Annotated in this window: 21 protein-coding genes; 16 read left to right on the forward strand and 5 right to left on the reverse strand. The window is 72.9% G+C overall.

All coding sequences use genetic code 11. From position 1 onward, the window contains the following. Positions 1-42: 42 nt before the first annotated feature. Genes AC6I72_RS19530 through nthA form a run of 3 tightly spaced genes read left to right on the forward strand, consistent with a single transcriptional unit; the run spans position 43 to position 1,184 of the window. The gene (locus AC6I72_RS19530) at positions 43-327 is read left to right on the forward strand and encodes an SH3-like domain-containing protein (RefSeq protein WP_037862498.1); all 285 of its coding nucleotides are present in this window, start codon (positions 43-45) and stop codon (positions 325-327) included. Beyond that, positions 317-613 (forward strand): SH3-like domain-containing protein, encoded by a 297-nt coding sequence (locus AC6I72_RS19535; protein WP_366727443.1) that lies wholly within the window; start codon positions 317-319, stop codon positions 611-613. The genes AC6I72_RS19530 and AC6I72_RS19535 overlap by 11 nt, the downstream gene beginning before the upstream one ends. After that, positions 603-1,184, forward strand: a complete 582-nt coding sequence (gene nthA, locus AC6I72_RS19540; protein ID WP_498002309.1) for a nitrile hydratase subunit alpha — start codon at positions 603-605, stop codon at positions 1,182-1,184. Before AC6I72_RS19535 ends, nthA begins: the two co-directional genes overlap by 11 nt. 186 nt (positions 1,185-1,370) lie before the next feature. On the opposite strand, the gene AC6I72_RS19545 is transcribed toward nthA, so the two are convergent. Next, a complete protein-coding gene (locus AC6I72_RS19545) occupies positions 1,371-2,903 on the reverse strand; it encodes a tetratricopeptide repeat protein (RefSeq protein ID WP_498002311.1) in 1,533 nt (510 codons plus the stop codon). Between the two features lie 435 nt (positions 2,904-3,338). Here AC6I72_RS19545 and AC6I72_RS19550 point away from each other — a divergent pair, with 435 nt between their 5' ends. Then, on the forward strand, positions 3,339-4,745 hold the full coding sequence (locus AC6I72_RS19550; protein ID WP_498002312.1) for an FAD-binding oxidoreductase: 1,407 nt from the start codon (positions 3,339-3,341) through the stop codon (positions 4,743-4,745). Positions 4,746-4,755: 10 nt separating this feature from the next. On the opposite strand, the gene AC6I72_RS19555 is transcribed toward AC6I72_RS19550, so the two are convergent. After that, positions 4,756-5,169: an SsgA family sporulation/cell division regulator gene (locus tag AC6I72_RS19555; RefSeq protein WP_498002314.1), complete on the reverse strand. Its 414-nt coding sequence runs from the start codon at positions 5,167-5,169 to the stop codon at positions 4,756-4,758. Between the two features lie 283 nt (positions 5,170-5,452). On the opposite strand from AC6I72_RS19555, the gene AC6I72_RS19560 reads away from it, so the two are divergent. Together AC6I72_RS19560 and AC6I72_RS19565 are read left to right on the forward strand one after the other, a co-directional pair. Beyond that, a complete protein-coding gene (locus tag AC6I72_RS19560) occupies positions 5,453-7,144 on the forward strand; it encodes an RDD family protein (RefSeq protein ID WP_498002316.1) in 1,692 nt (563 codons plus the stop codon). A gap of 242 nt (positions 7,145-7,386) precedes the next feature. Then, positions 7,387-8,361 carry an RDD family protein gene (locus AC6I72_RS19565; RefSeq protein WP_498002318.1) on the forward strand — a complete coding sequence of 325 codons (975 nt, stop codon included), beginning with the start codon at positions 7,387-7,389 and terminating at the stop codon, positions 8,359-8,361. Between the two features lie 12 nt (positions 8,362-8,373). On the opposite strand, the gene AC6I72_RS19570 is transcribed toward AC6I72_RS19565, so the two are convergent. Continuing rightward, on the reverse strand, positions 8,374-8,697 hold the full coding sequence (locus AC6I72_RS19570; RefSeq protein WP_498002319.1) for a hypothetical protein: 324 nt from the start codon (positions 8,695-8,697) through the stop codon (positions 8,374-8,376). 390 nt (positions 8,698-9,087) lie between these two features. Here AC6I72_RS19570 and AC6I72_RS19575 point away from each other — a divergent pair, with 390 nt between their 5' ends. Both AC6I72_RS19575 and AC6I72_RS19580 read left to right on the forward strand, forming a co-directional pair. Further along, a complete protein-coding gene (locus AC6I72_RS19575; protein ID WP_498002320.1) occupies positions 9,088-11,436 on the forward strand; it encodes an immune inhibitor A domain-containing protein in 2,349 nt (782 codons plus the stop codon). A 121-nt stretch (positions 11,437-11,557) separates the two neighbouring features. Beyond that, on the forward strand, positions 11,558-11,905 hold the full coding sequence (locus AC6I72_RS19580) for a hypothetical protein (protein ID WP_498002322.1): 348 nt from the start codon (positions 11,558-11,560) through the stop codon (positions 11,903-11,905). 18 nt (positions 11,906-11,923) lie between these two features. Here AC6I72_RS19580 and AC6I72_RS19585 read toward each other — a convergent pair whose 3' ends face one another. Both AC6I72_RS19585 and AC6I72_RS19590 read right to left on the reverse strand, forming a co-directional pair. Beyond that, positions 11,924-12,511, reverse strand: coding sequence for an isochorismatase family protein (locus AC6I72_RS19585; RefSeq protein ID WP_498002324.1), 588 nt, complete (start codon positions 12,509-12,511; stop codon positions 11,924-11,926). Positions 12,512-12,757: 246 nt separating this feature from the next. Beyond that, entirely contained in the window at positions 12,758-14,104 is a 1,347-nt protein-coding gene (locus AC6I72_RS19590; protein WP_498002325.1) for a nicotinate phosphoribosyltransferase, read from the reverse strand. An 88-nt stretch (positions 14,105-14,192) separates the two neighbouring features. Between AC6I72_RS19590 and clpS the strand changes: the two genes are divergently transcribed. The 8 genes from clpS to AC6I72_RS19630 all read left to right on the forward strand — a co-directional run bounded on the left by clpS (position 14,193) and on the right by AC6I72_RS19630 (position 21,439). Continuing rightward, on the forward strand, positions 14,193-14,510 hold the full coding sequence (gene clpS, locus AC6I72_RS19595; RefSeq protein ID WP_498002326.1) for an ATP-dependent Clp protease adapter ClpS: 318 nt from the start codon (positions 14,193-14,195) through the stop codon (positions 14,508-14,510). Positions 14,511-14,576: 66 nt separating this feature from the next. Further along, positions 14,577-15,185, forward strand: a complete 609-nt coding sequence (locus AC6I72_RS19600) for a DUF2017 domain-containing protein (protein ID WP_498002327.1) — start codon at positions 14,577-14,579, stop codon at positions 15,183-15,185. A 356-nt stretch (positions 15,186-15,541) separates the two neighbouring features. Continuing rightward, on the forward strand, positions 15,542-16,963 hold the full coding sequence (locus tag AC6I72_RS19605) for an amino acid permease (RefSeq protein WP_498002328.1): 1,422 nt from the start codon (positions 15,542-15,544) through the stop codon (positions 16,961-16,963). A 137-nt stretch (positions 16,964-17,100) separates the two neighbouring features. Further along, positions 17,101-17,523, forward strand: coding sequence for a M67 family metallopeptidase (locus tag AC6I72_RS19610; protein WP_037853305.1), 423 nt, complete (start codon positions 17,101-17,103; stop codon positions 17,521-17,523). Between the two features lie 90 nt (positions 17,524-17,613). Continuing rightward, positions 17,614-17,709: a putative leader peptide gene (locus tag AC6I72_RS19615; RefSeq protein WP_324609559.1), complete on the forward strand. Its 96-nt coding sequence runs from the start codon at positions 17,614-17,616 to the stop codon at positions 17,707-17,709. 120 nt (positions 17,710-17,829) lie between these two features. Beyond that, a complete protein-coding gene (locus tag AC6I72_RS19620; protein WP_366725111.1) occupies positions 17,830-18,108 on the forward strand; it encodes a MoaD/ThiS family protein in 279 nt (92 codons plus the stop codon). Positions 18,109-18,123: 15 nt separating this feature from the next. Then, a complete protein-coding gene (locus AC6I72_RS19625) occupies positions 18,124-19,074 on the forward strand; it encodes a PLP-dependent cysteine synthase family protein (RefSeq protein WP_498002330.1) in 951 nt (316 codons plus the stop codon). A 289-nt stretch (positions 19,075-19,363) separates the two neighbouring features. Beyond that, positions 19,364-21,439 carry a putative Ig domain-containing protein gene (locus tag AC6I72_RS19630; protein WP_498002331.1) on the forward strand — a complete coding sequence of 692 codons (2,076 nt, stop codon included), beginning with the start codon at positions 19,364-19,366 and terminating at the stop codon, positions 21,437-21,439. Positions 21,440-21,460: the final 21 nt, after the last annotated feature.

The raw sequence follows: 21,460 nt of genomic DNA on the forward strand, positions 1-21,460 counted from the left end.
CCCGCCGGGACGGGCCGCCCGTCAGGCCGTAGGCTGCCGCCCATGGCCAGGATCAACGACGTGGGCGGCACGGTCGGCTTCGGCCCGGTCGACACCACCGACGACCCCGCGCCCTTCCACGCGGACTGGGAGGCGCGGGTCGTCGGCCTCCTCAACGCCCTGCGCGCGGAAGGGCTGTTCAACACCAACGAGTTCCGGGACGCCATCGAGTCGATGCCGCCCACCGAGTACCTCACCACCTCGTACTACGAGCGCTGGTTCGAGGCCATCCGCATCCTGCTGGAACGCAAGGGTGTGCTGAGCCCGGGAGAACTCGATGCCGTCTGACCGCTTCGCCCCCGGCACCCGGGTGCGCACCTTCCCGCACGACCCGCCGCACCACACCCGCCTGCCGCGCTACGCCCGCGGCAAACAGGGCGTCGTGGTCGAACCGGAAGGCCGGGCCCCGCTCGCCGACGTCAGCGCGCAGGGCCGCGCGGACGCGCCCGTCGAGCAGGTCTACGCCGTCCGCTTCGCCGCCCGCGACCTGTGGGGCGAGGGCGACCACCACGTCGTCCTGGATCTGTGGGAGAGCTACCTGAGCGGTGCGGAGGAGCAGCACGATGAGCGGTGACCACGCCGACGCGGCGATCGCCCGGCGGGTACGGCGCCTGGAGGCCCTGCTGGAGGAGAAGGGGGTGCTCTCCGGCGCCCGCCTCGACGAGATCATCGACGCCTCCCTCACCGGCGCCTGTCCCGCGAACGGCGCCCGCGTCGTGGCCCGCGCCTGGACCGACCCGGCCTACAGGGCGAGGCTGCTGGCCGACGGCACCGCCGCCGTCCGCGAACTCGGCTACATGGAAGGCTCCTACCAGCGGCTGAGGGTGGTGGAGAACACCGGGACGACCCACAACGTCATCGTCTGCACCCTCTGCTCCTGCTATCCGCTGCGGCTGCTCGGGCCGTCCCCGAGCTGGTACAAGTCGGAGGCCTACCGCTCCCGGGTGGTGCGGGAACCGCGGGCCGTGCTGGCCGAGTTCGGCACGGAACTGCCGGACGGCACGGACATCACCGTGTGGGACTCCAGCGCGGAGACCCGGTACATGGTGCTGCCCCGGCGGCCCGCCGGCACGGAAGGCCTCGACGAGGAGCAACTGGCGGCCCTGGTCACCCGCAACGCCCTCATCGGGACCGCGACGCTGTGAGCCGGGTCCCCGCCGCGGCCTGCGGGGACCGGGCCCCGGCCCCCGGAGACCGTCCCCCGGCCCACGGGACCGGGCCGCGATCCACGGGGAACGGGCCGTAGCCTGCGGGGGCAGGGCCGTGGGCCTCTGGCGCCGTGTCGCCGCCTGCCGGGAGCGCGGCGCCGCCCACGGACACCGCGTCGCCGTCTACTGAGGCCGCGTCGCGGGCTCCTGGGAGCGCGAGGCGGTGAACTCCGCCGCCACGCTCACCCCCTCCGGCGCCTCGGCGGGCACCGGCTCGCCCAGCTCGTCCAGGGCCTCGGCGGCGTCCGGGGCCCACAGCGGCGAGAACCAGGGGTTGGTGCGCAGCGCCTGCGCCAGCTGCCGGCGCGCGGACCCGGACAGCCCGAGGTCCTGCTCGACCATCGCGCGGTGGTACTCGTACAGCGCGTTGCGCACCCCGCCGCCCTGCTTCTCGTCCGTCGCCGCCGTGGCGAACTCCAGCGCGTCCTGGTCCTGCCCGTCGCGGTGCAGCGCCCAGCCCAGCGCGTCGGCCACGGCGGTCGAGGGCTGGCGCTGCCACTCGGCGCGCAGCCGCCGCACCGCCTCGCCGGGGTCGCCGTGGTCCGCCTCCAGCCGGCCGAGGACCAGGTCGTCGTCGATCCCGGCCGCCGCGTCCTGGGCGGCCCGCTCGCGCACCCGGCCGTACTGGGCCTGCGCCTGCTCCTGCCGCCCCAGCGACTCGTACAGCTCACCGAGTTCCAGCAGGTGCTCCGGGCGCGGCCGGGAGCCGAGCGCCAGGCCGTAGGCCCGTACGGCCTCCTCGGGCCGGCCCAGCGAGGCCAGCGTGCGGGCCTGCCCGGCGCGGGCGTCGCGCAGCGCGGGATCCAGGCGCAGGGCCGCCGCGAAGTGGCGCAGCGCCTCGTCCAGGGCGCCGCGCTCCCAGGCGTAGCGCCCGGCCTGCTCCAGGTACGCGGCCCGCTCCGCGGGCGCCGTCGCGGCCGCCGCCGCGTCCGCCACCTGCGCCTCGGCGTCCTCACGCCAGCCGCGGTCCCGGTAGACGGCCGCCGCCCCGGCCCGCGCGGCGGGGGAGTGGTCCAGCTTCAGCAGCTCGTCCAGGGAGTGCGCGACCGCCTTGTGGTCGCCGGTCCCCGTACAGGCCTCGATCAGCAGGACGTACGCCGTCGCCCGCTTCGGCGCCAGTTTCACCGCCGCCTCGGCCCAGGTGCGCGCCGTGGGGAAGTCCCGCCGCCGGACGGCCAGCGCCGCGAGCGCGGCCGACGCGTCCGCGCCTCGCTCCGGGCTCAGCCGTAGCGAGGTCCGCAGCGCCCGGTCGGCGGCCGGGAGGTCCGCCGGGTCCGCCGTGCGCCGCCCCCGCTCGACGTACGCCGCCCCCAGCACCGCCCACGCCCGCGCGTCCCGCGGATGCGCCCGCACCCAGCGCTCCCGGTCGGCGATCAGCTCCGTCAGGCCGGGCAGCGCCGCCGGCACCCCGGCCGTCACGGCGCGCAGCGCCACCGCCTTCCCGGGTGGCCCGGGAGCGGCCGGGACCCGGGGCACGGCCGGCCTCGCCGGCTGCCCACGGCCCGGCAGCGCCGGCCAGACCGCGCCGAGCACGCCGCCCAGCACGACCAGCGCGACGAGCAGCCCCAGCAGGACCCGCCGCGGTGGGCGGCGCCGCGGCGCGGGTGCCGTCTCGGGCTGCGGGGACGTGGCCGGACACCGCACAGGCTTCTCCATGGCGCACACTGTGCGCCGCCGCACCGGCCCGGCCCGCGCACGACCCGGCGCCCGCGCCCCACCGCCACCCACCGGACGGAACCGATCCCCACCGGGCGGGCGACACCCGGCGGAGGCTCCGCCCGTGCCGGGCCGCCGGGCCTGCGTGCCCGCCCGCTTGGCCGCCGTGCGCGCCCGCCCGGCCGGACGGCCCCGTGCGCCCGGACCCGGTCCGCTCCGGCAACCCGGCGGAGCCTCCGGTTGCCGGATCCGGTCCGTGCCGGGGCCGGCGGCCGGGACCGACGCCCATCAGTGGCCGCGGGGCGGAACCCGGCGGCCGAAGCCGCTCGGCACCGCCCGCCGGACCCGGCCTCCCCCGCCCGCCGGGGCGTACCACCCGGCAGGCGCAGGGATGCCGGTCACGGGGTTCCCACCGGCCGCCGCGGGTGCGACGCTGTGATCGTGAGCCGTATCCAAGCCGCACCCGACGCAGCCGAGGCCAACCTCACCGACCGGCTCCTCGCGGGCCTGCCGGCCGAGGCGGTCCTCACCGATCCCGACGTCACGGCCTCCTACGCCCACGACATGGCGAGCTTCTGCCCGTCCGGCGCTCCGGCCGTCGTCGTCCTGCCGCGCACCGTGGAACAGGTCCAGCACGTCATGCGGATCGCCACCGAACTGCGCGTCCCGGTCGTCCCGCAGGGCGCCCGCACCGGCCTGTCCGGCGCGGCCAACGCCTCCGAGGACTGCATCGTCCTCTCCCTGACGAAGATGGACCGGATCCTCGAGATCAACCCCGTCGACCGCATCGCGATCCTCGAGCCGGGCGTCGTCAACGCCGCACTCTCCCGCGCGGTGAACGAGCACGGTCTGTACTACCCGCCGGACCCCTCCAGCTGGGAGATGTGCACCATCGGCGGCAACATCGGCACCGCCTCCGGGGGCCTGTGCTGCGTGAAGTACGGCGTCACCGCCGAGTACGTCCTCGGCCTCGACGTCGTCCTCGCCGACGGCCGCCTGATGTCCACCGGCCGCCGCACCGCCAAGGGCGTCGCCGGATACGACCTCACCCGCCTCTTCGTCGGCTCCGAGGGTTCCCTCGGCATCGTCGTCCGGGCCGTCCTCGCACTGAAGCCGCGGCCGCCGCAGCAGCTCGTGCTCGCTGCCGAGTTCGCCTCCGCGGCCGCCGCCTGCGACGCGGTGTGCCGGATCATGGAGGGCGGCCACGTGCCGTCGCTCCTCGAACTCATGGACCGTACGACGGTCAAGGCCGTCAACGCCCTCGCCCACATGGGCCTGCCCGAGACCACCGAGGCACTGCTGCTCGCCGCGTTCGACACGCCCGACCCCGCCGCCGACCTCGCCGCCGTCGGCGCGCTGTGCCAGGCGGCCGGGGCCACCCAGGTCGTCCCCGCCGAGGACGCCGCCGAGTCCGAACTGCTGCTCCAGGCGAGACGGATGGCGCTGACCGCACTGGAGGCGGTCACGGGCACGACGATGATCGACGACGTGTGCGTCCCGCGCTCCCGGCTCGGCGAGATGCTCGACGGCGTCGAACAGATCGCCGAGAAGTACCAGCTCACCATCGGCGTCTGCGCGCACGCGGGCGACGGCAACACCCACCCCACCGTCTGCTTCGACGCCCAGGACCCCGACGAGTCCCGGCGCGCCCGCGAGTCCTTCGACGAGATCATGGCCCTGGGCCTGCGGCTCGGCGGCACCATCACCGGCGAGCACGGCGTGGGCGTCCTGAAGAAGGAGTGGCTGGCGCGCGAGATCGGCCCGGTCGGGGTCGAGATGCAGCGGGCCGTCAAACAGGTCTTCGACCCGCTGGGCATCCTCAACCCCGGCAAACTGTTCTGAGCCCCCGCCCTCACCGGGCGAGCAGCCCCGCCAGCCCGGCGTCGATGCCGAGCCGCTCGCCCTCCGTGCCCGGCGGCACCACCCGCAGGGTGCGCTCCAGCCACGACGACACCTGCGCGGACGGCGCCTCCAGCAGGGCCGTCCCGGACGGCGAGCTGAGCGCCATCAGCACGACGCTGCGGCCCTCCGCCTTCGACGGCCACACCCGCACGTCGCCGTGCCCGCACGGCCGGAACACCCCCTCCACGAGCAGGTCCCGCGCGAACGCCCAGTGCACCGGCTGCCCGGAGTCGACGTGGAAGTCGATGTGCACGGCGTACGGGTCGTCGGTGCGGTAGGCCAGCCGCGCCGGTACGGGGATCCCCCGCTCGGGCGACAGGACCATCCTCAGCTCCAGTTCGCGCTCCACCACCGTGTGCCGCATGGTTCTCGTCCTCTCCGCTCGTGCCGCGTGCCGCGTGCCGCGTACGGGCCCGGAACGGACCCGCACCGGTCCAGAGGCGGGCCGGCGCCGGGCATTACGCGGGTCCGCGGAGGTTTTTCCCGCCCGCCCCGCCGTTTCCCCCGCGCTCCCGCGAAAGGTGGAGCACCTGTGCGAGGTTGCCCGGAAAGGAGTGGGTCCGGCGGGACGGGCCGTGCCGGGTGCCCCGGTCTGATAGATGTGGAGGCCCCCAAGACGACCCCCGAGCAGATACGGGACGACGGACATGAGCGCCCCAACCCCCGCACCAGGCGATGACAGGCCCCGCGAGGGGTACTACCCGGACCCGTCCATCCCCGGATACGTCCGGTACTGGAACGGTGCCTCCTGGGTCCCGGGCACCAGCCGGCCGGCACCGGCCGACGGCGAGCCGCTCAGCCCGCCGCCCGGTGTACGGCCCGCCCGGCCCGCGGTACCGGAGGTCGAGGCGACCGGTCCGCACTTCTTCGACGAGGACCCGCCCGCCGGCCCCGCCCCGGCAGGGGGGCCCTCGGCCGCGCCCGCCCCGGCCGGCCCGGCGCCCGCCGGACAGACCCGGCCGACCGCGCCGTGGACCGCCGACGCCGGCCGGCCCGGCACCGGCGGCGACCAGGGCCGCGGCGGGTCCTGGAGCGCCCCGGCCGGGCCCGACCCCCGGCTCGCCCCCGCCGGCGCGCCCGCGGGCACGGGCCCGGCAGGCCCCGCCGCCCGCGCGGAGAGCACGGCGGAGGAGCAGGAGCAGGGTGGCGGCGAGCCCGGGAGCACGTTCGTGTTCCGGCGCCCGACGGCGGCCGACGGCGCGCCCGGCACACCGGCGGGCGGTGCGTCCGGCACACCGGCCGCTCCGGCCGCGCCCGGTGTCCCCGGACCGGGCGGTCCCGTGGACGCCGGCACCATGACCTTCCGTCCCGTCCCCCGCCCCGACGGCCGCACGGGTCCGGCCCCGGCGGCGTCCGGGCCCGCGGTGCCCGCTCAGGGCCAGGCCGCGCCGGGAGCGGCCGGCGGTCCGGGCTTCGGCTCCGGGAAGGCGCCGGCCGCCCGCGCCTCGGCCGCCCAGCCCCAGGGCCCGGTGCGGGCCCAGGGCCCCGCGCAGATCCAGCCCCCGGCGGGCGCGGCCCCCGCCACCCCCGCCGTGCCCGCGCCCGCCCACGGCGTCCCCGCGCCCGCTTCTCCCGCAGCGCCGCTGCCTCCGCAGTCCGCTGTGCATCAGCAGTCCGCTGTGCCTCCGCAGGCCGCCGGGCCCCGGCCCGCCGCCGGAATGCCCGGCTCCGCGCCCACCCCGGTGACCAGCGGTCCCGGCGGCGGCCAGGGCTCGTGGGCCCAGCAGGTGCACCAGCTCGCCGGAGCCGGAGCCGGCGCGGGGGCCGGTCCGGTCCCGGCGGCCGAGGAGCAGCCCGTCGCGCCCTGGAAGCCACCGGTCGAGGACCTCTTCCAGGCCGCGGCCCGGCGGCAGGCGGCGGCGCGCCCCGCCGGTCTGGGCAAGCGGCTCGCCGCCCGCCTGGTCGACACCGTGGTCCTCGCGGGCGTCACCGCCGTGGCCGCCGTCCCGCTCGGCGCCAAGGCGGCCGACCACGTGGACGAGAAGATCGACGCGGCCAAGCTCTCCGGCCGTACGGTCACCGTCTGGCTGCTGGACGGCACGACGGCGGCGTACCTCGGCATCGTCCTCGCCGTCCTCCTGCTCTTCGGGGTGCTCTACGAGGTGCTGCCCACCGCCAAGTGGGGCCGCACGCTGGGCAAGAAGCTGTGCGGTCTGCAGGTGCGGGACATCGAGGGCCACGAGCCCCCGTCGTTCGCTCCCGCACTGCGCCGCTGGCTGGTGTACAGCGTGCCGGGGCTGCTGTGCGTGGGGGTCGTGGGCGTCCTGTGGTGCGTGTTCGACCGGCCCTGGCGCCAGTGCTGGCACGACAAGGCGGCGCACACGTTCGTGGCGGGGTGACCGGCACGGCGGCGCAGGACACCCCGCGCCGCCGCCCACCGGCCCGGCGGCCCGTTCCGCCCGTGGGCCCGCCGCCCCACCGGCCCGTCCTCCCATGGGCCCGTCGCCCTGTCGTCCCGTGGTCGCCTCGCCCTGCCGTCACCACGCCCGCCGGCCCCGCCGTCATTCCGGCGGGTGCCCGATGTCCTCCGTACGGAGGCTCGCCGGATGCGGCTCCGTCCCGTTCGAGATGCACTCGGCGCATGAGCAGCGAACCGCCCCCCGGCTCCGAACCGCCCGCCGGCTCCGGACCCCCGCCCCCGCCCGGCGGCCGGCCGCCGCGGCCGGGCGACGGCGCGCAGGGCGGGGACCCGCACCCCGAGGACCCGCACTCCGGTGCCCCGCGCTCCGATGCCCCGCGCCCCGGTGACCCGTACGCGAGCGGCCCCTCCGAAAGCGGCGGCAGCCCGAACAGCGGCGGCGACCCGTACGGCGGAGGTCCCCACCAGGGCGGCAGCCCCTACGGCGGCGGCGACCCGAAGGCGAGCGGCCCCTCCGAAAGCGGCGGCAATCCGTACGGCGGCGGCAGCCCGTACAGCGGCGGCGGCGACCCGTACGGCGGCGGCCCCCACCAAGGCGGCGGCAGTCCGTACGGCGGCGGCCCCCACGAGGGCGGCGGCCCGTACGGCGGCGGCTCCTACGGTGGTGGCCCGTACGGGGACGGCCCCTACGGCGGTGGTCCCTACGGCGGGGGCCCGCCCCCCGGCGGACCCCTCGCCGGCATGCCCCCGCTGGCGGAGAGCGGCAGGCGCACCCTGGCCCGGATCATCGACCTGATCCTGGTGGGCATCGTGGTCTGGGTGGTCACCTGGGCGCTGCGCGTCAACGAGTCGACGATGAACGCCGACCAGGTCGAGGTGGGCACGTCCATCTGGCAGTCGGTGGTCGGTGTCGTGCTCTACCTGGCCTACGACACCTTCATGACCGCCAGGTCGGGGCAGACGCTGGGCAAGAAGTGGCTGGGCATGCGCGTGGCCGACCTGAGTGACGGATCGACACCGTCCGCCGCCACCGCTCTGGGACGCGCCGCGGTCCTCTGGGTCCCGTTCTGGTTCTGCTGCGCCTGTCTGTGGCTCGCGGTCTGCGGCGGCTGGAGCTACTTCGACCGGCCCTACAAGCAGGGCCTGCACGACAAGGCGGCCAAGACGGTGGTGGTCAGCACGGGCACCGGCCGGTGAGCCGGCGCCGCGTCAGGCGGCCGTCGCCGGGCCCTGGCCCGGCTCCGCACCGGCGGAGACGGTCTCCCGCCGCGCCGCCGCCCGCGCCTGCCCGCCGGCCGGCGCCGCGGGAGCCGTGACGGCGGCCGCGGAAGCCCCGCTCGCCGCGGCGGCCGACGCGCGCGCCTTCGGCAGCGGTACCGTCATGGCGACCAGGAGCCCCAGCGCGAGGGCCGCGAGGGCGATGACAGCGATCCCGATGCCCGAACTCGTCTGCGACAGCAGCAGCATGGCGAGCGTCGAGCAGATCACGGTGCAGGAACCGTAGGCGAGCTGTGCGGCGGTCGGACGAGGCATGGCAATCGTGTCCTCGGAAGATTTCGGGGGTGCGACAGCGGGCCGGCCTGGCTTTCCGCCGGCTTCCGGGCGGCGTGCCAATCGACTGTAATCCCCTGGATGCCCGGGAGGAACGGCCGGTAAGCGTGACCTAACCCACGGTGCCGGTGCACGGGGGGCGCACGGAGTCACGGCCGCGGCGTGCCGGCCCGCCCCGGCCCCCGTCCGTCCGCAAAGCGAACGCCGTCTCCGCATAGTGCACTTGAACTGTCCAAGTCAAGGTCTGTCTTTTCTCGTAAACCTCTAGTCAAATGTCGTCACTTGACTAACACGCGTTGATCGCGCGCGGACTTTCTCGTGCCTCAGAGACCCCCCTTCCGCGCGTACGGGCGCGTCAGGGGAGGACAGCAAGTGACCAGTAGACCCTGGACGTTCAGAGCGGCCGCGATCGGTGTCGCGCTCGCGGCGGCCACCGCCACGTTCTCGACGTTCGCCGTCGCCGAGGCCGCCACCACGGCCGGTTCCGCCACCGTGGACCGGCACGACCCGCAGGCGCCCGGACAGCACGAGCACAACCTCGACGGTCCGCTGAGCAAGACCCAGGAGGCCCAGCGCCAGGAGGCCCTCAGCCAGGTCATTTCCGGCAAGGCCAGGATCCAGGACCGCAACGGTTCGAAGGTCGTCGGCCTCAAGGGCAAGAAGGGCGACACCAAGTACGTCGAGATGGGCCGGGAGAAGACCGACAAGATCTTCACCATCCTGGTCGAGTTCGGCGACAAGACGGACCCGAAGTACGGCGGCACCCCCGGACCGCTGCACAACCAGATAGCCGCGCCGGACCGTCAGAAGGACAACTCGACGGCCTGGCAGAAGGACTACGACCAGAAGCACTTCCAGGACCTGTACTTCGGCACCGGCAAGAACACCGAGTCGGTCAAGAAGTACTACGAGAAGCAGTCCTCGGGCCGCTACTCGGTGGACGGCGAGGTCTCGGACTGGGTCAAGGTCCCCTACAACGAGGCCCGTTACGGCTCGAACTACTGCGGCTCCACCAACTGCTCCAGCGTGTGGAACGTCGTCAGCGACGGCGTCAACGCCTGGGTGGCGCAGCAGAAGGCGGCCGGCAAGTCGGACGCCGCGATCAAGGCGGACCTGGCCAAGTACGACCAGTGGGACCGCTACGACTACGACGGCGACGGCAACTTCAACGAGCCGGACGGCTACATCGACCACTTCCAGATCGTGCACGCGGGCGAGGACGAGTCCGCGGGCGGCGGCGTCCAGGGCACCGACGCGATCTGGGCGCACCGCTGGTACGCCTACGGCACCGACGCCGGCTCCACCGGCCCCTCGGACAACAAGCTCGGCGGCGCGCAGATCGGTGACACCGGCATCTGGGTCGGCGACTACACCATCCAGCCGGAGAACGGCGGACTCGGCGTCTACGCGCACGAGTACGGCCACGACCTCGGCCTGCCCGACGAGTACGACACCGCGGGCGGCGAGAACTCCACCGGCTTCTGGACGCTGATGTCCTCCGGTTCCTGGCTCGGCCGCGGCGAGGACGCCATCGGCGACCTGCCCGGTGACATGAACGCCTGGGACAAGATGCAGCTCGGCTGGCTGAACTTCGACACCGCCAAGGCGGGCGTGAAGTCCTGGCACAAGCTGGGCGTGTCCGAGTACAACACCAAGTACCGGCAGGCCGTGGTGGTCTCGCTGCCCGACAAGGCGGTCACCACCGAGGTCGTCAAGCCCGCGCAGGGCGCCACCCAGTGGTGGAGCGGCAGCGGCGACGACCTGAAGAACACCCTGACCCGCTCCGTCGACCTCACCGGCAAGAAGTCGGCCGCCCTCTCCCTCGACGGGTGGTACGACATCGAGGCCAACTACGACTTCCTCTACACCGAGGTCTCGACCGACGGCGGCGCCAACTGGACCGCGCTGGACGGCACGGTGGACGGCCAGGCCATCCCGCGCGACGGCAGCGACAAGCCGGCCCTGACCGGTTCGGTCGACGCCTACAAGAAGCTGTCGTACCCGCTGGACGCCTACGCGGGCCAGAAGATCCAGCTCCGCTTCCGCTACCAGACGGACGGCGGCGCGGCGCTCAAGGGCTTCGCGGCCGACGGCATCACGCTGACCGCCGACGGCGCGGCGCTCTTCTCGGACGACGCCGAGACCGCCGACCCGGCCTGGACGGCGAAGGGCTTCTCCCGCATCGGCGCGTCCTTCACCAAGGACTACGAGCAGTACTACATCGCGGAGAACCGCCAGTACGTCTCGTACGACACCACGCTCAAGACCGGCCCGTACAACTTCGGTTCGGCCAAGCGCCCCGACTGGGTCGAGCACTACCCGTACCAGAACGGCCTGCTGATCTGGAAGTACGACACCTCCCAGGCGGACAACAACACCAGCGTCCACCCGGGCACCGGTCTGATCCTCCCGGTCGACTCGCACCCGACCGCCCTGAAGTGGTCCGACGGCACCCTGATGCGCAACCGCGTCCAGGCCTACGACTCGCCGTTCAGCCGCTTCCGCACCGACGGCATCACCCTGCACAAGGCGGACGTCACCACCCGGATCAGCTCGTCGAAGGGCGTGCCGGTCTTCAACGACCACACCAGCACGTACTACGACCCGGCGAACCCGGCCGGCGGTGTCAAGATCACTGACACCAACACCCGGATCGAGATCACCAAGGAGGCCCACGACGGCTCCACGATCGAGCTCGAAGTCGGCCGTGCGGTGAAGTAAAGGTAAAAAACGCAGGTCAAACGCGTATCGGCGGCAACCCCCTGGCGGGTTGCCGCCGATCGTGTTTAGGTGCCTGCTGTGGCTCTCTTATTGACACCGACCGGAACGGGGAAGTGACCGCATGGCCGCAGGAGGTTTCAGCAAGCTGCCGAACGGCACCGTCGTGGTGGCCCTCAACCTGCCCAGCCCCGCCCCCGACGGCCTCGGCGGCGTCCGCGTGCTCGTCCACGCGCACAACCGCGCCCGGGCCCTGACCCGGCTGCGCAACCTCGGCCTGCGCGCCGTCTACCTGCGGGGCAACACCGCCCCGCCCAGCCCCGACGAGATCACCGCGGTCCTGCACCACCCCGACGGCCTCGTCTGGCGCACCTCCCCCGACAACGCTGTCGGCGGCGCTCCCGTCGGCCCGCCGGAGCTGTGGCACCCCATCCGGGCCCTGCTGCGCCGCCGCACGCCCGCCCAGGCGTGAGCCGGACCCGCGCGCGGGTCAGGCGACGACGGGCTTGCCCGTCAGCTCGATGCCCGCCCGCCGCAGCTCCTCCAGGGCCCGCTCGGTGCTCTGCGCGGACACCCCGGCGGTGAGGTCCAGCAGGACCTGGGTGCGGAAACCCTCCCGCGCCGCGTCCAGCGCGGTGGCCCGCACACAGTGGTCGGTGGCGATCCCCACCACGTCGACCTCGTCGATCTCCCTGGCCCGCAGCCACTCGGCCAGCGGCACGCCGTTCTCGTCGGCGCCCTCGAAGCCGCTGTACGCGGCCGAGTACGCGCCCTTGTCGAAGACGGCGTCGATCGCGCCGGAGGCGACGGCGGGCGCGAAGTTGGGGTGGAAGCCCACGCCCTCCGTGCCCGCCACGCAGTGCGCGGGCCAGGAGCGGACGTAGTCGGGGTCGTCGGCGAAGTGCCCGCCGGGGGCGATGTGGTGGTCGCGGGTGGCCACCACGTGCCGGTAGCCGGCCGGGGCCTGTCCGATCAGCTCGGTGATCGCGGCGGCCACGTCGGCACCGCCGGCCACCGCGAGGCTGCCCCCCTCGCAGAAGTCGTTCTGCACATCGACGACGATCAAGGCGCGGCGCATGGTGGGTGTCCTTCGGCTGTCGGCGGTCGGGTCGGTCGGTCGTGGGGACGGGGGCGTAGGGGGGCGGGCGCGGGCACGCGCTTCAGAGCTGCGGTCGAAAGGGGAGTCCGGTCAGCTCGCGGTGTCCGGTGCGTGCGACGCAAGGCGCCGGAAGGTCCTTGTAGCGGAGCTACCAGGGCCTTTCGGCAACGCCGCGAGCGTGCGTGCCGGGCGGCGCGAGCCGGGCGCCCCTTTCGTTCGCAGCTCTTAGTTACCCGAGCCCCCGGTGACGTACTCCGTCGGGAGGACGGGTTCCCCGCGCGAGAGCTGGGTGGCCGACAGCGGCAGCCCGGCGCGGGCCGCGACGTGCCGGTCCCGTACGAGGTCCAGCGGCTCGCGGCCGACGACCTCGCCGCCCTTGACCAGCTCGACCTGCAACTGCCGGTCGGCCAGGTCGGTGGGCACCTCGCCGGTGCCCACCACCTCGGTCTCCGCGATCCCGTACGCGTCCAGGCGGCGCGCCGCCCACTTGCGGCCGCCGATGGAGGTCTTGCCGCCGCTGGACTTCTTCGCCACCGGCGTCAGCGGGGCGTGCGGGTCGGCGGACTCGGCGCGGGCGACCAGCTTGTAGACCATGGAGCAGGTCGGGTGCCCGGACCCGGTGACCAGCTGGGTGCCGACGCCGTACGCGTCCACGGGCGCCGCGGCGAGCGAGGCGATGGCGTACTCGTCGAGGTCGGAGGTCACGACGATCTTCGTGTCCCGGGCGCCCAGCTCGTCCAGCTGCTGCCGCACCCGGTGCGCGACCAGCAGCAGGTCTCCGGAGTCGATGCGCACCGCGCCCAGCTCGGGCCCGGCCACCTCCACGGCCGTCCGCACGGCCTCGGCGACGTCGTAGGTGTCCACCAGCAGCGTCGTGTCCCGGCCCAGCGAGTCCACCTGGGCCTGGAAGGCGTCGCGCTCGTTGTCGTGCAGCAGGGTGAAGGCGTGCGCCGAGGTGCCGACGGTGGGGATGTTGTAGCGGAAGCCGGCGGCCAGGTCGGAGGTGGTGGCGAAGCCGCCGACGTAGGCGGCGCGGGAGGCGGCCACGGCGGCCAGCTCGTGGGTGCGGCGGGCGCCCATCTCGATCAGCGGGCGCTCCCCGGCGGCCGAGGCCATCCGGGAGGCGGCGGCGGCGATGGCGGAGTCGTGGTTGAGGATCGACAGGATCACGGTCTCCAGCAGCACGCACTCGCCGAAGGAGCCCTCCACCCGCAGCACCGGCGAGCCGGGGAAGTAGACCTCGCCCTCGGGGTAGCCCCAGATGTCACCGCGGAACCGGTAGCCGGCCAGCCACTCCAGCGTCGCCTCGTCCACGACCCGCCGCTCGCGCAGGAAGCCGAGGACGTCGGCGTCGAAGCGGAAGTTCTCCACCGCGTCCAGCACCCGTCCGGTTCCGGCCACGACGCCGTAGCGGCGGCCTTCGGGCAGGCGCCTGGTGAAGACCTCGAAGACACTGCGCCGCTCGGCGGTCCCGGCCCGCAGGGCGGCCTGCAGCATCGTCAGCTCGTAGTGGTCGGTGAAGAGCGCCGTCGAGGGAACGTCCACCGGCAGCCCAAGGTCCGCTGTGTTCATGACCGAGAATCGTACTCCCATTTCGTCAGTCTGACGATTTACGGATGCGGCCTGCTCATTTGTGCTCCCACCCCCCTGTGGTGGCAGCATGGGCCATGTGACGGCAGCCGCACCCATCGAGATCGAGAAGACCGAGTCGGCGGAGGAGGTCTTCGCCGTACCCGAGCCCGACGTCCCCTGGGTGACGATCGTCCACAACGATCCCGTCAATCTGATGAGCTACGTCACCTATGTCTTCCAGACGTACTTCGGGTACTCGAAGGACAAGGCCACCAAGCTCATGCTCGACGTCCACCACAAGGGCCGGGCGGTCGTCTCCAGCGGCAGCCGCGAGGAGATGGAACGGGACGTCCAGGCCATGCACGGCTACGGCCTGTGGGCCACTCTCCAGCAGGACCGCAAGTAGCCACGTGCACGTGCGGCGCGCCCGGCGCCGACGACGAGCCCGGACCGGAAGCAGCGAACCCCCTCCATGCCTGGACACTTCGAACCGCTCCCCGGCGGCGGCGCGGCCGTCGCCCTCGACGACGTCGAGATCTCCATCATCCGCTCGCTGGCCGTGCAGCTCCTGGAGCTGATCGGCCCCGGTCCGGCCGAGGACGAGAAACCCGCCGACCCGCTGGCCGAGCTGTTCGCCGAGGGCCCGAGCGAGCCGCCGGCCGACCCGGTGCTCAGGCGGCTCTTCCCGGACGCCTACGGCGATCCGGAGCAGCCGCCCGCCAGTGCGGAGGAGGCCGCCGAGCAGCGCGCGCACGCCTCGGAGTTCCGCCGCTACACCGAGAACGACCTGCGCGCGGGCAAGCGCGAGAACGCCCTCGCGGTGATCCACTCGCTCAACGAGCTGTCGGCCGCCGGTGCGGGCGGCGCGGTGCTGAAGCTGTCGCAGGAGGAGTCCCGGCACTGGCTGGGCGCCCTCAACGACCTGCGCCTGGCCATCGCCTCCCGGCTGGAGATCGGCGACGAGGACGAAGCGGACGACCTCTACCGGCTGCCGGACGAGGACCCGCGCAAGCCGATGGTGATGGCGTACCTGTGGCTGGGCGGCCTCCAGGAGACCCTCGTCTCCACCCTCATGCCCTGATTCCACCGATCCGCACGGATTGCCTGTCCGCTCAGAGGACGCTCAAATCCGCATAACGATCGCGTCAATACGGTCCGACGATATGGGCCGTTCGAGTGGTTTTTGTCCGCTTCTTGTTGTGCCGTGTGCCACAAGTCACCCTGCGATCTTTGTTGCGGCCGTGATAAATCTTCACGACCGCCCGGCGAACACCACCCACGTTCGCCCGGGTGCGCCACCGAGCCGGCAACCGCCGGCCAGGCATGAACGAGTCCGGTGAGGCCGGGCCCGCTCACTCCATTTCAGTCCGGGGGGATCGAGACCCGATCCGCGGCCGACGAACGGCCCGGGTCGGCATGGAGAAAGGCGCACGACACATGACCTCAGCGCAGGTCGAGCAAGACCACGGCGGCAAAGAGGCCGTGCAGGACGGCGAGGGGTACCAGCGCGGGCTCGGCGCCCGGCAGATCCAGATGATCGCCATCGGCGGCGCCATCGGCACCGGCCTGTTCCTCGGTGCGGGCAAGGGCATCTCCAAGGCCGGCCCCAGCCTGATCCTCGCCTACGCGGTGGCCGGCTTCGTCATCTTCCTCATCATGCGGGCGCTCGGCGAGCTGCTGATGTACCGCCCGGTCTCCGGTTCCTTCTCCGAGTACGCCCGCGAGTTCATCGGCCCCTTCGCGGGCTTCGTGACCGGCTGGACGTACTGGCTCTTCTGGGTCGTCACCGGCATCACCGAGGTCACCGCCGCGGCGGCCTACATGACGTTCTGGTTCGACATCCCGCAATGGGTGTCGGCCCTGGTCTTCACCGTCGTCCTCTACGGCGCCAACCTGATCTCCGTGAAGCTCTTCGGCGAGCTGGAGTTCTGGTTCTCCATGGTCAAGGTCACCGCCATCATCGGCATGATCCTGATCTGCGCGGGCATCCTGACGATCGGCTTCTCCGACGCCGGCGACACCGCCACCGTGGCGCACCTGTGGAACCAGGGCGGCTTCTTCCCGCACGGCGTCGGCAGCACCCTGATGACCCTCCAGATGGTCATGTTCGCCTTCCTCGCCGTCGAGCTGGTCGGTGTGACGGCGGGCGAGTCGAAGAACCCCCGGACCGTGCTGCCGCGGGCGATCAACACCGTGCCGTGGCGCATCGCCGTGTTCTACGTCGGCGCGCTGATCATGATCCTCTCGGTCGTGCCGTGGACGAGCTTCCACGCCGGCGCGAGCCCCTTCGTGGTCGCCTTCCAGAAGATGGGCCTGCCCGCCGGCGCCGGCATCGTCAACTTCGTCGTCCTCACCGCCGCCCTGTCCTCCTGCAACTCGGGCATGTACTCCACCGGCCGCATGCTGCGCGACCTCGCGCTCAACAGCCAGGGCCCGCAGTTCTTCACCAAGCTGACCCGCAGCGGCACCCCGCTCGTCGGGACCACCTTCTCCGCCGCGCTGATGCTGGTCGGGGTGTGGATCAACTACCAGTGGCCGGGCAAGGCGTTCGACTACGTCGTCTCCTTCGCCACCATCTCCGGCATGTGGGCCTGGATCGTCATCCTGGTCTGCCAGATCCGCTACCGCGCCAGGTCCGACCGCGGCGAGCTGCCCAAGTCGGAGTTCCGCGCCCCCGGCGCGCCGCTGGCCAGCTGGTTCGCGCTCGCCTTCATCGGCATGGTGATCGTGCTGATGGGCATCGACAAGGACGCCCGCGTCTCGCTGTACTGCGCGCCGCTGTGGGGCCTGGTCCTCGCCGTCGCCTACCTGGTGCTCAAGCGCCGCAACCCGGAGGCCGCCGCCTTCCGCAGGCGCTGACCGGCACCGGAACCCGGACGTCCGGCCGGAGCGGATTCTCGTGGGACCCGCTCCGGCCGCCGCTCAGGACGTCCGTCATGTGGGCCGTTCCGTACCACTCCCCGGTACGGGGCGGCCCTCTGTCTATCCTTTGGCCCATGCTGACCATCACCCAGGCGCTCTACGACCAGATCGTCGCCCACGCCCGCGCCGACCACCCCGACGAGGCGTGCGGCGTGGTCGCGGGACCCGTCGGCGCCGGCCGCCCCGAGCGGTTCATCCCCATGCTGAACGCGGCCCGCTCGCCCACCTTCTACGAGTTCGACTCGCAGGACCTGCTCAAGCTCTACCGCGAGATGGACGACCGCGACGAGGAGCCGGTGATCATCTACCACTCCCACACGGCGACCGAGGCCCACCCCTCCCGCACCGACATCTCCTACGCCAACGAGCCCGGCGCCCACTACGTCCTGGTGTCCACCGCCGACACCGACGGCGCGGGCGAGTTCCAGTTCCGCTCGTTCCGCATCGTGGAGGGCGAGGTCAGCGAGGAGGAGGTCAAGGTCGTCGAGGCGTACTGAACGGGCTGCTGTCTCGCAGGGCGGATGGATTCCGTCCGAAGGATGAGATCACACTCCGGGGACCGGACCGGGAATCGATACGATGAGCCCATGGTTCTTCACGACGTGAGCGACGACATCCCGGGCACGCTGCTCGTGGCGCGGCTGCACGTCGACCTGTGCAGGTTGAACAGCGCCATCTGTTGACGTTCCCTGCCGCCGCCGTACGGCCGTGAGCCGCGGCGCTCCCCCAGGGGCGAACGCCTGGGGGCCTCACGACGCGCGCCCCCCGATCCGACGACACCTTCCTGACAGGAGCCCGCAACCATGGCCATCGAGGTCCGCATCCCGACCATCCTCCGCACCTACACCGACGGGCAGAAGGCGGTGGAGGGCAACGGGGAGACCCTCGCCGCGCTCTTCGCCGACCTCGAGGCCCGGCACCCGGGCATCCAGGCGCGCATCGTGGACGGTGAGCAGCTGCGCCGCTTCGTCAACGTGTACCTGAACGACGAGGACGTCCGCTTCCTGGACGGCATCAACACCAAGCTCGCCGACGGCGACAACGTGACGATCCTGCCGGCCGTCGCCGGCGGCATGCGCTGAGGCCGCTGAGCAGCGATGCGCTACGACTCCCCGCTGGCCGCGGTGGGCAACACCCCTCTGGTGCGCCTGCCGCGGCTGTCGCCGTCCGCCGACGTCCGCATCTGGGCGAAGCTGGAGGACCGCAACCCGACCGGCTCGGTCAAGGACCGCCCCGCCCTGCACATGATCGAGCAGGCGGAGAAGGACGGCCGTCTCACCCCGGGCTGCACGATCCTCGAACCGACCAGCGGCAACACCGGCATCTCGCTCGCCATGGCGGCCAAGCTCAAGGGCTACCGCATGGTGTGCGTGATGCCCGAGAACACCTCCCAGGAGCGCCGTGACCTGCTCGGCATGTGGGGGGCTCAGATCATCTCCTCCCCGGCCGCGGGCGGCTCCAACACCGCCGTGCGGGTCGCCAAGGAGCTGTCCGCCGAACACCCCGACTGGGTGATGCTCTACCAGTACGGCAACCCGGACAACGCCGGCGCCCACTACGCGACGACCGGTCCGGAGATCCTCGCCGACCTGCCCTCCGTCACGCACTTCGTGGCGGGCCTGGGCACCACCGGCACGCTGATGGGCGTAGGGCGCTATCTGCGCGAGCACAAGCCGGACGTGAGGATCGTCGCCGCCGAACCGCGCTACGACGACCTGGTGTACGGCCTGCGCAACCTCGACGAGGGCTTCGTCCCCGAGCTGTACGACGCCTCCGTGCTCACCACCCGCTTCTCGGTCGGCTCCGCCGACGCGGTCACCCGCACCCGTGAACTCCTGCAGCAGGAGGGCATCTTCGCGGGCGTCTCCACCGGCGCCGCGCTGCACGCCGCGATCGGCGTCGGCCGCAAGGCCGTCACGGCGGGGGAGAGCGCCGACATCGTCTTCGTCGTCGCCGACGGCGGCTGGAAGTACCTGTCCACCGGGGTCTACACGGCGGCCACCACCGAGGAGGCCATCGCGACGCTCCAGGGCCAGCTCTGGGCCTGACGTTGGCCCGGGACCCCTCCCGCGGAGGGGTCCGGCCCGTCTCAAGCACGCCCCAGCCCCCTCCCACGAGGGGGCCAATCTCATCCTATGGAGGGGCAAAGAATTCCCTCCGGTACTGCCGCGTCCCGGCGGCCCGGGGCTACGTTCCTGGCGCACCCTGACATGTCACGAACACGTGAGATCCCGGGGTGTCAGGTGTCATGCTCATGACTGCGCGGTCGCCGCCGCTACGCGCGTCACGGGCTGCCCGACCAGTGCGCATCCCCACGTCAACGGAGGCAGTACCGTCATGCGTGAGTCACGCCCGAGCAGCCGGAGACGGAGTCTGCGCAGACTCCTCGCCGTCGCCTTCCCCGCCCTCGCCCTCACGGTCACCGGGTTCGTCGCGGCACCGACCGCCGGTGCGGCCCAGCCCGCCGCCGCCCACCCCCACACCACGAGGGCCGCCCAGAACGCGCGGGCCCTCACGGCCCCCGAGCGGCAGACCTTCCACACCACCGGCAGGGCCGGCCAGAAGGTCCCCACCACCCGGCTGTGCGCCGACGCCCGGCCCGGCGAGGCCTCCTGCTTCGCCCAGCGCCGCACCGACATCAAGCAGCGGCTGGCCTCCGCGCTCGCCGCCGCGGCGCCCTCCGGCCTCTCCCCGGCCAACCTGCACAGCGCCTACAACCTGCCCAGCACGGGCGGCTCCGGCCTGACGGTCGCCGTGGTCGACGCCTACAACGACCCCAACGCCGAGTCCGACCTGGCCACCTACCGCTCGACGTACGGCCTGTCGGCCTGCACCAAGGCCAACGGCTGCTTCAAGCAGGTCAGCCAGACCGGCTCCACCACCTCCCTGCCGACCAACGACAGCGGCTGGGCCGGTGAGGAAGCGCTCGACATCGACATGGTCAGCGCGGTCTGCCCGAACTGCAGCATCATCCTGGTCGAGGCGAACTCCGCCAACGACACCGACCTCGGCATCGCCGAGAACGAGGCCGTCGCCCTCGGCGCCAAGTTCGTCTCCAACAGCTGGGGCGGCTCCGAGGCGTCCTCGCAGACCACCGAGGACACCCAGTACTTCAAGCACCCGGGCGTCGCGATCACCGTCTCCGCCGGCGACTCCGGATACGGCGCCGAGTACCCGGCGACCTCCCAGTACGTGACGGCCGTCGGCGGCACCGCCCTCACCGCCTCCTCCACCTCCCGGGGCTGGAGCGAGTCGGTGTGGAACACCAACTCCACCGAGGGCACCGGCTCCGGCTGCTCGGCCTACGACCCCAAGCCGAGCTGGCAGACCGACACCGGCTGCACCAAGCGCATGGAGGCCGACGTCTCCGCGGTCGCCGACCCGGCCACCGGCGTCGCCGTCTACGACACCTACGGCGGCTCCGGCTGGGCGGTCTACGGCGGCACCAGCGCCTCCGCCCCGATCATCGCCGGTGTCTACGCCCTCGCGGGCACCCCGGGCGCGAGCGACTACCCGGCGAAGTACCCCTACACCCACACCGGCAACCTGTACGACGTGACCAGCGGCTCCAACGGCTCCTGCTCCACCGCGTACTTCTGCAAGGCGGCCACCGGCTACGACGGCCCGACCGGCTGGGGCACCCCGAACGGCACGACCGCCTTCACGTCCGGTGGCGGCGGCACCGGCAACACGGTGACCGTCACCAACCCCGGCAGCCAGTCGACCACCACCGGCGGCTCGGTCAGCCTCCAGATCAAGGCCACCGACAGCGCGGGCGCGGCCCTGACCTACCGCGCCACCGGCCTGCCCACCGGCCTGTCCGTCAACAGCTCCACCGGCCTGATCACCGGCACCGCCTCCACCGCCGGCACCTACCAGGTCACCGTCACCGCGACCGACTCCACCGGCGCGTCCGGCTCCACCTCGTTCACCTGGACGGTCGGCACCGGCGGGGGCGGCACCTGCACCGCGTCCCAGCTGCTGGCCAACCCGGGCTTCGAGTCCGGCACCGCCTCCTGGACCGCATCCAGCGGCGTCATCACCACCGACAGCGGCGAGCCCGCCCACAGCGGCTCCTACAAGGCGTGGCTCGACGGCTACGGCACCTCGCACACCGACTCCCTGTCCCAGGCGGTGACGATCCCGGCCGGCTGCAAGGCCGTCCTCACCTTCTACCTGCACGTCGACACCGCTGAGAGCGGCAGCACCGCCTACGACAAGCTGACGGTGACCGCGGGCTCGAAGACGCTGGCGACGTACTCCAACGCCGACGCGGCCTCCGGCTACGTCCAGAAGTCCCTCGACCTGTCCTCCCTGGCGGGCTCCACGGTCACGCTGAAGTTCAGCGGCACGGAGGACGCCTCCCTGCAGACCAGCTTCGTCGTCGACGACACGGCGCTGAGCACCAGCTGAGCCACCGGACGCAGCGGGGGA

This window comes from Streptomyces sp. Xyl84, from assembly GCF_059731885.1.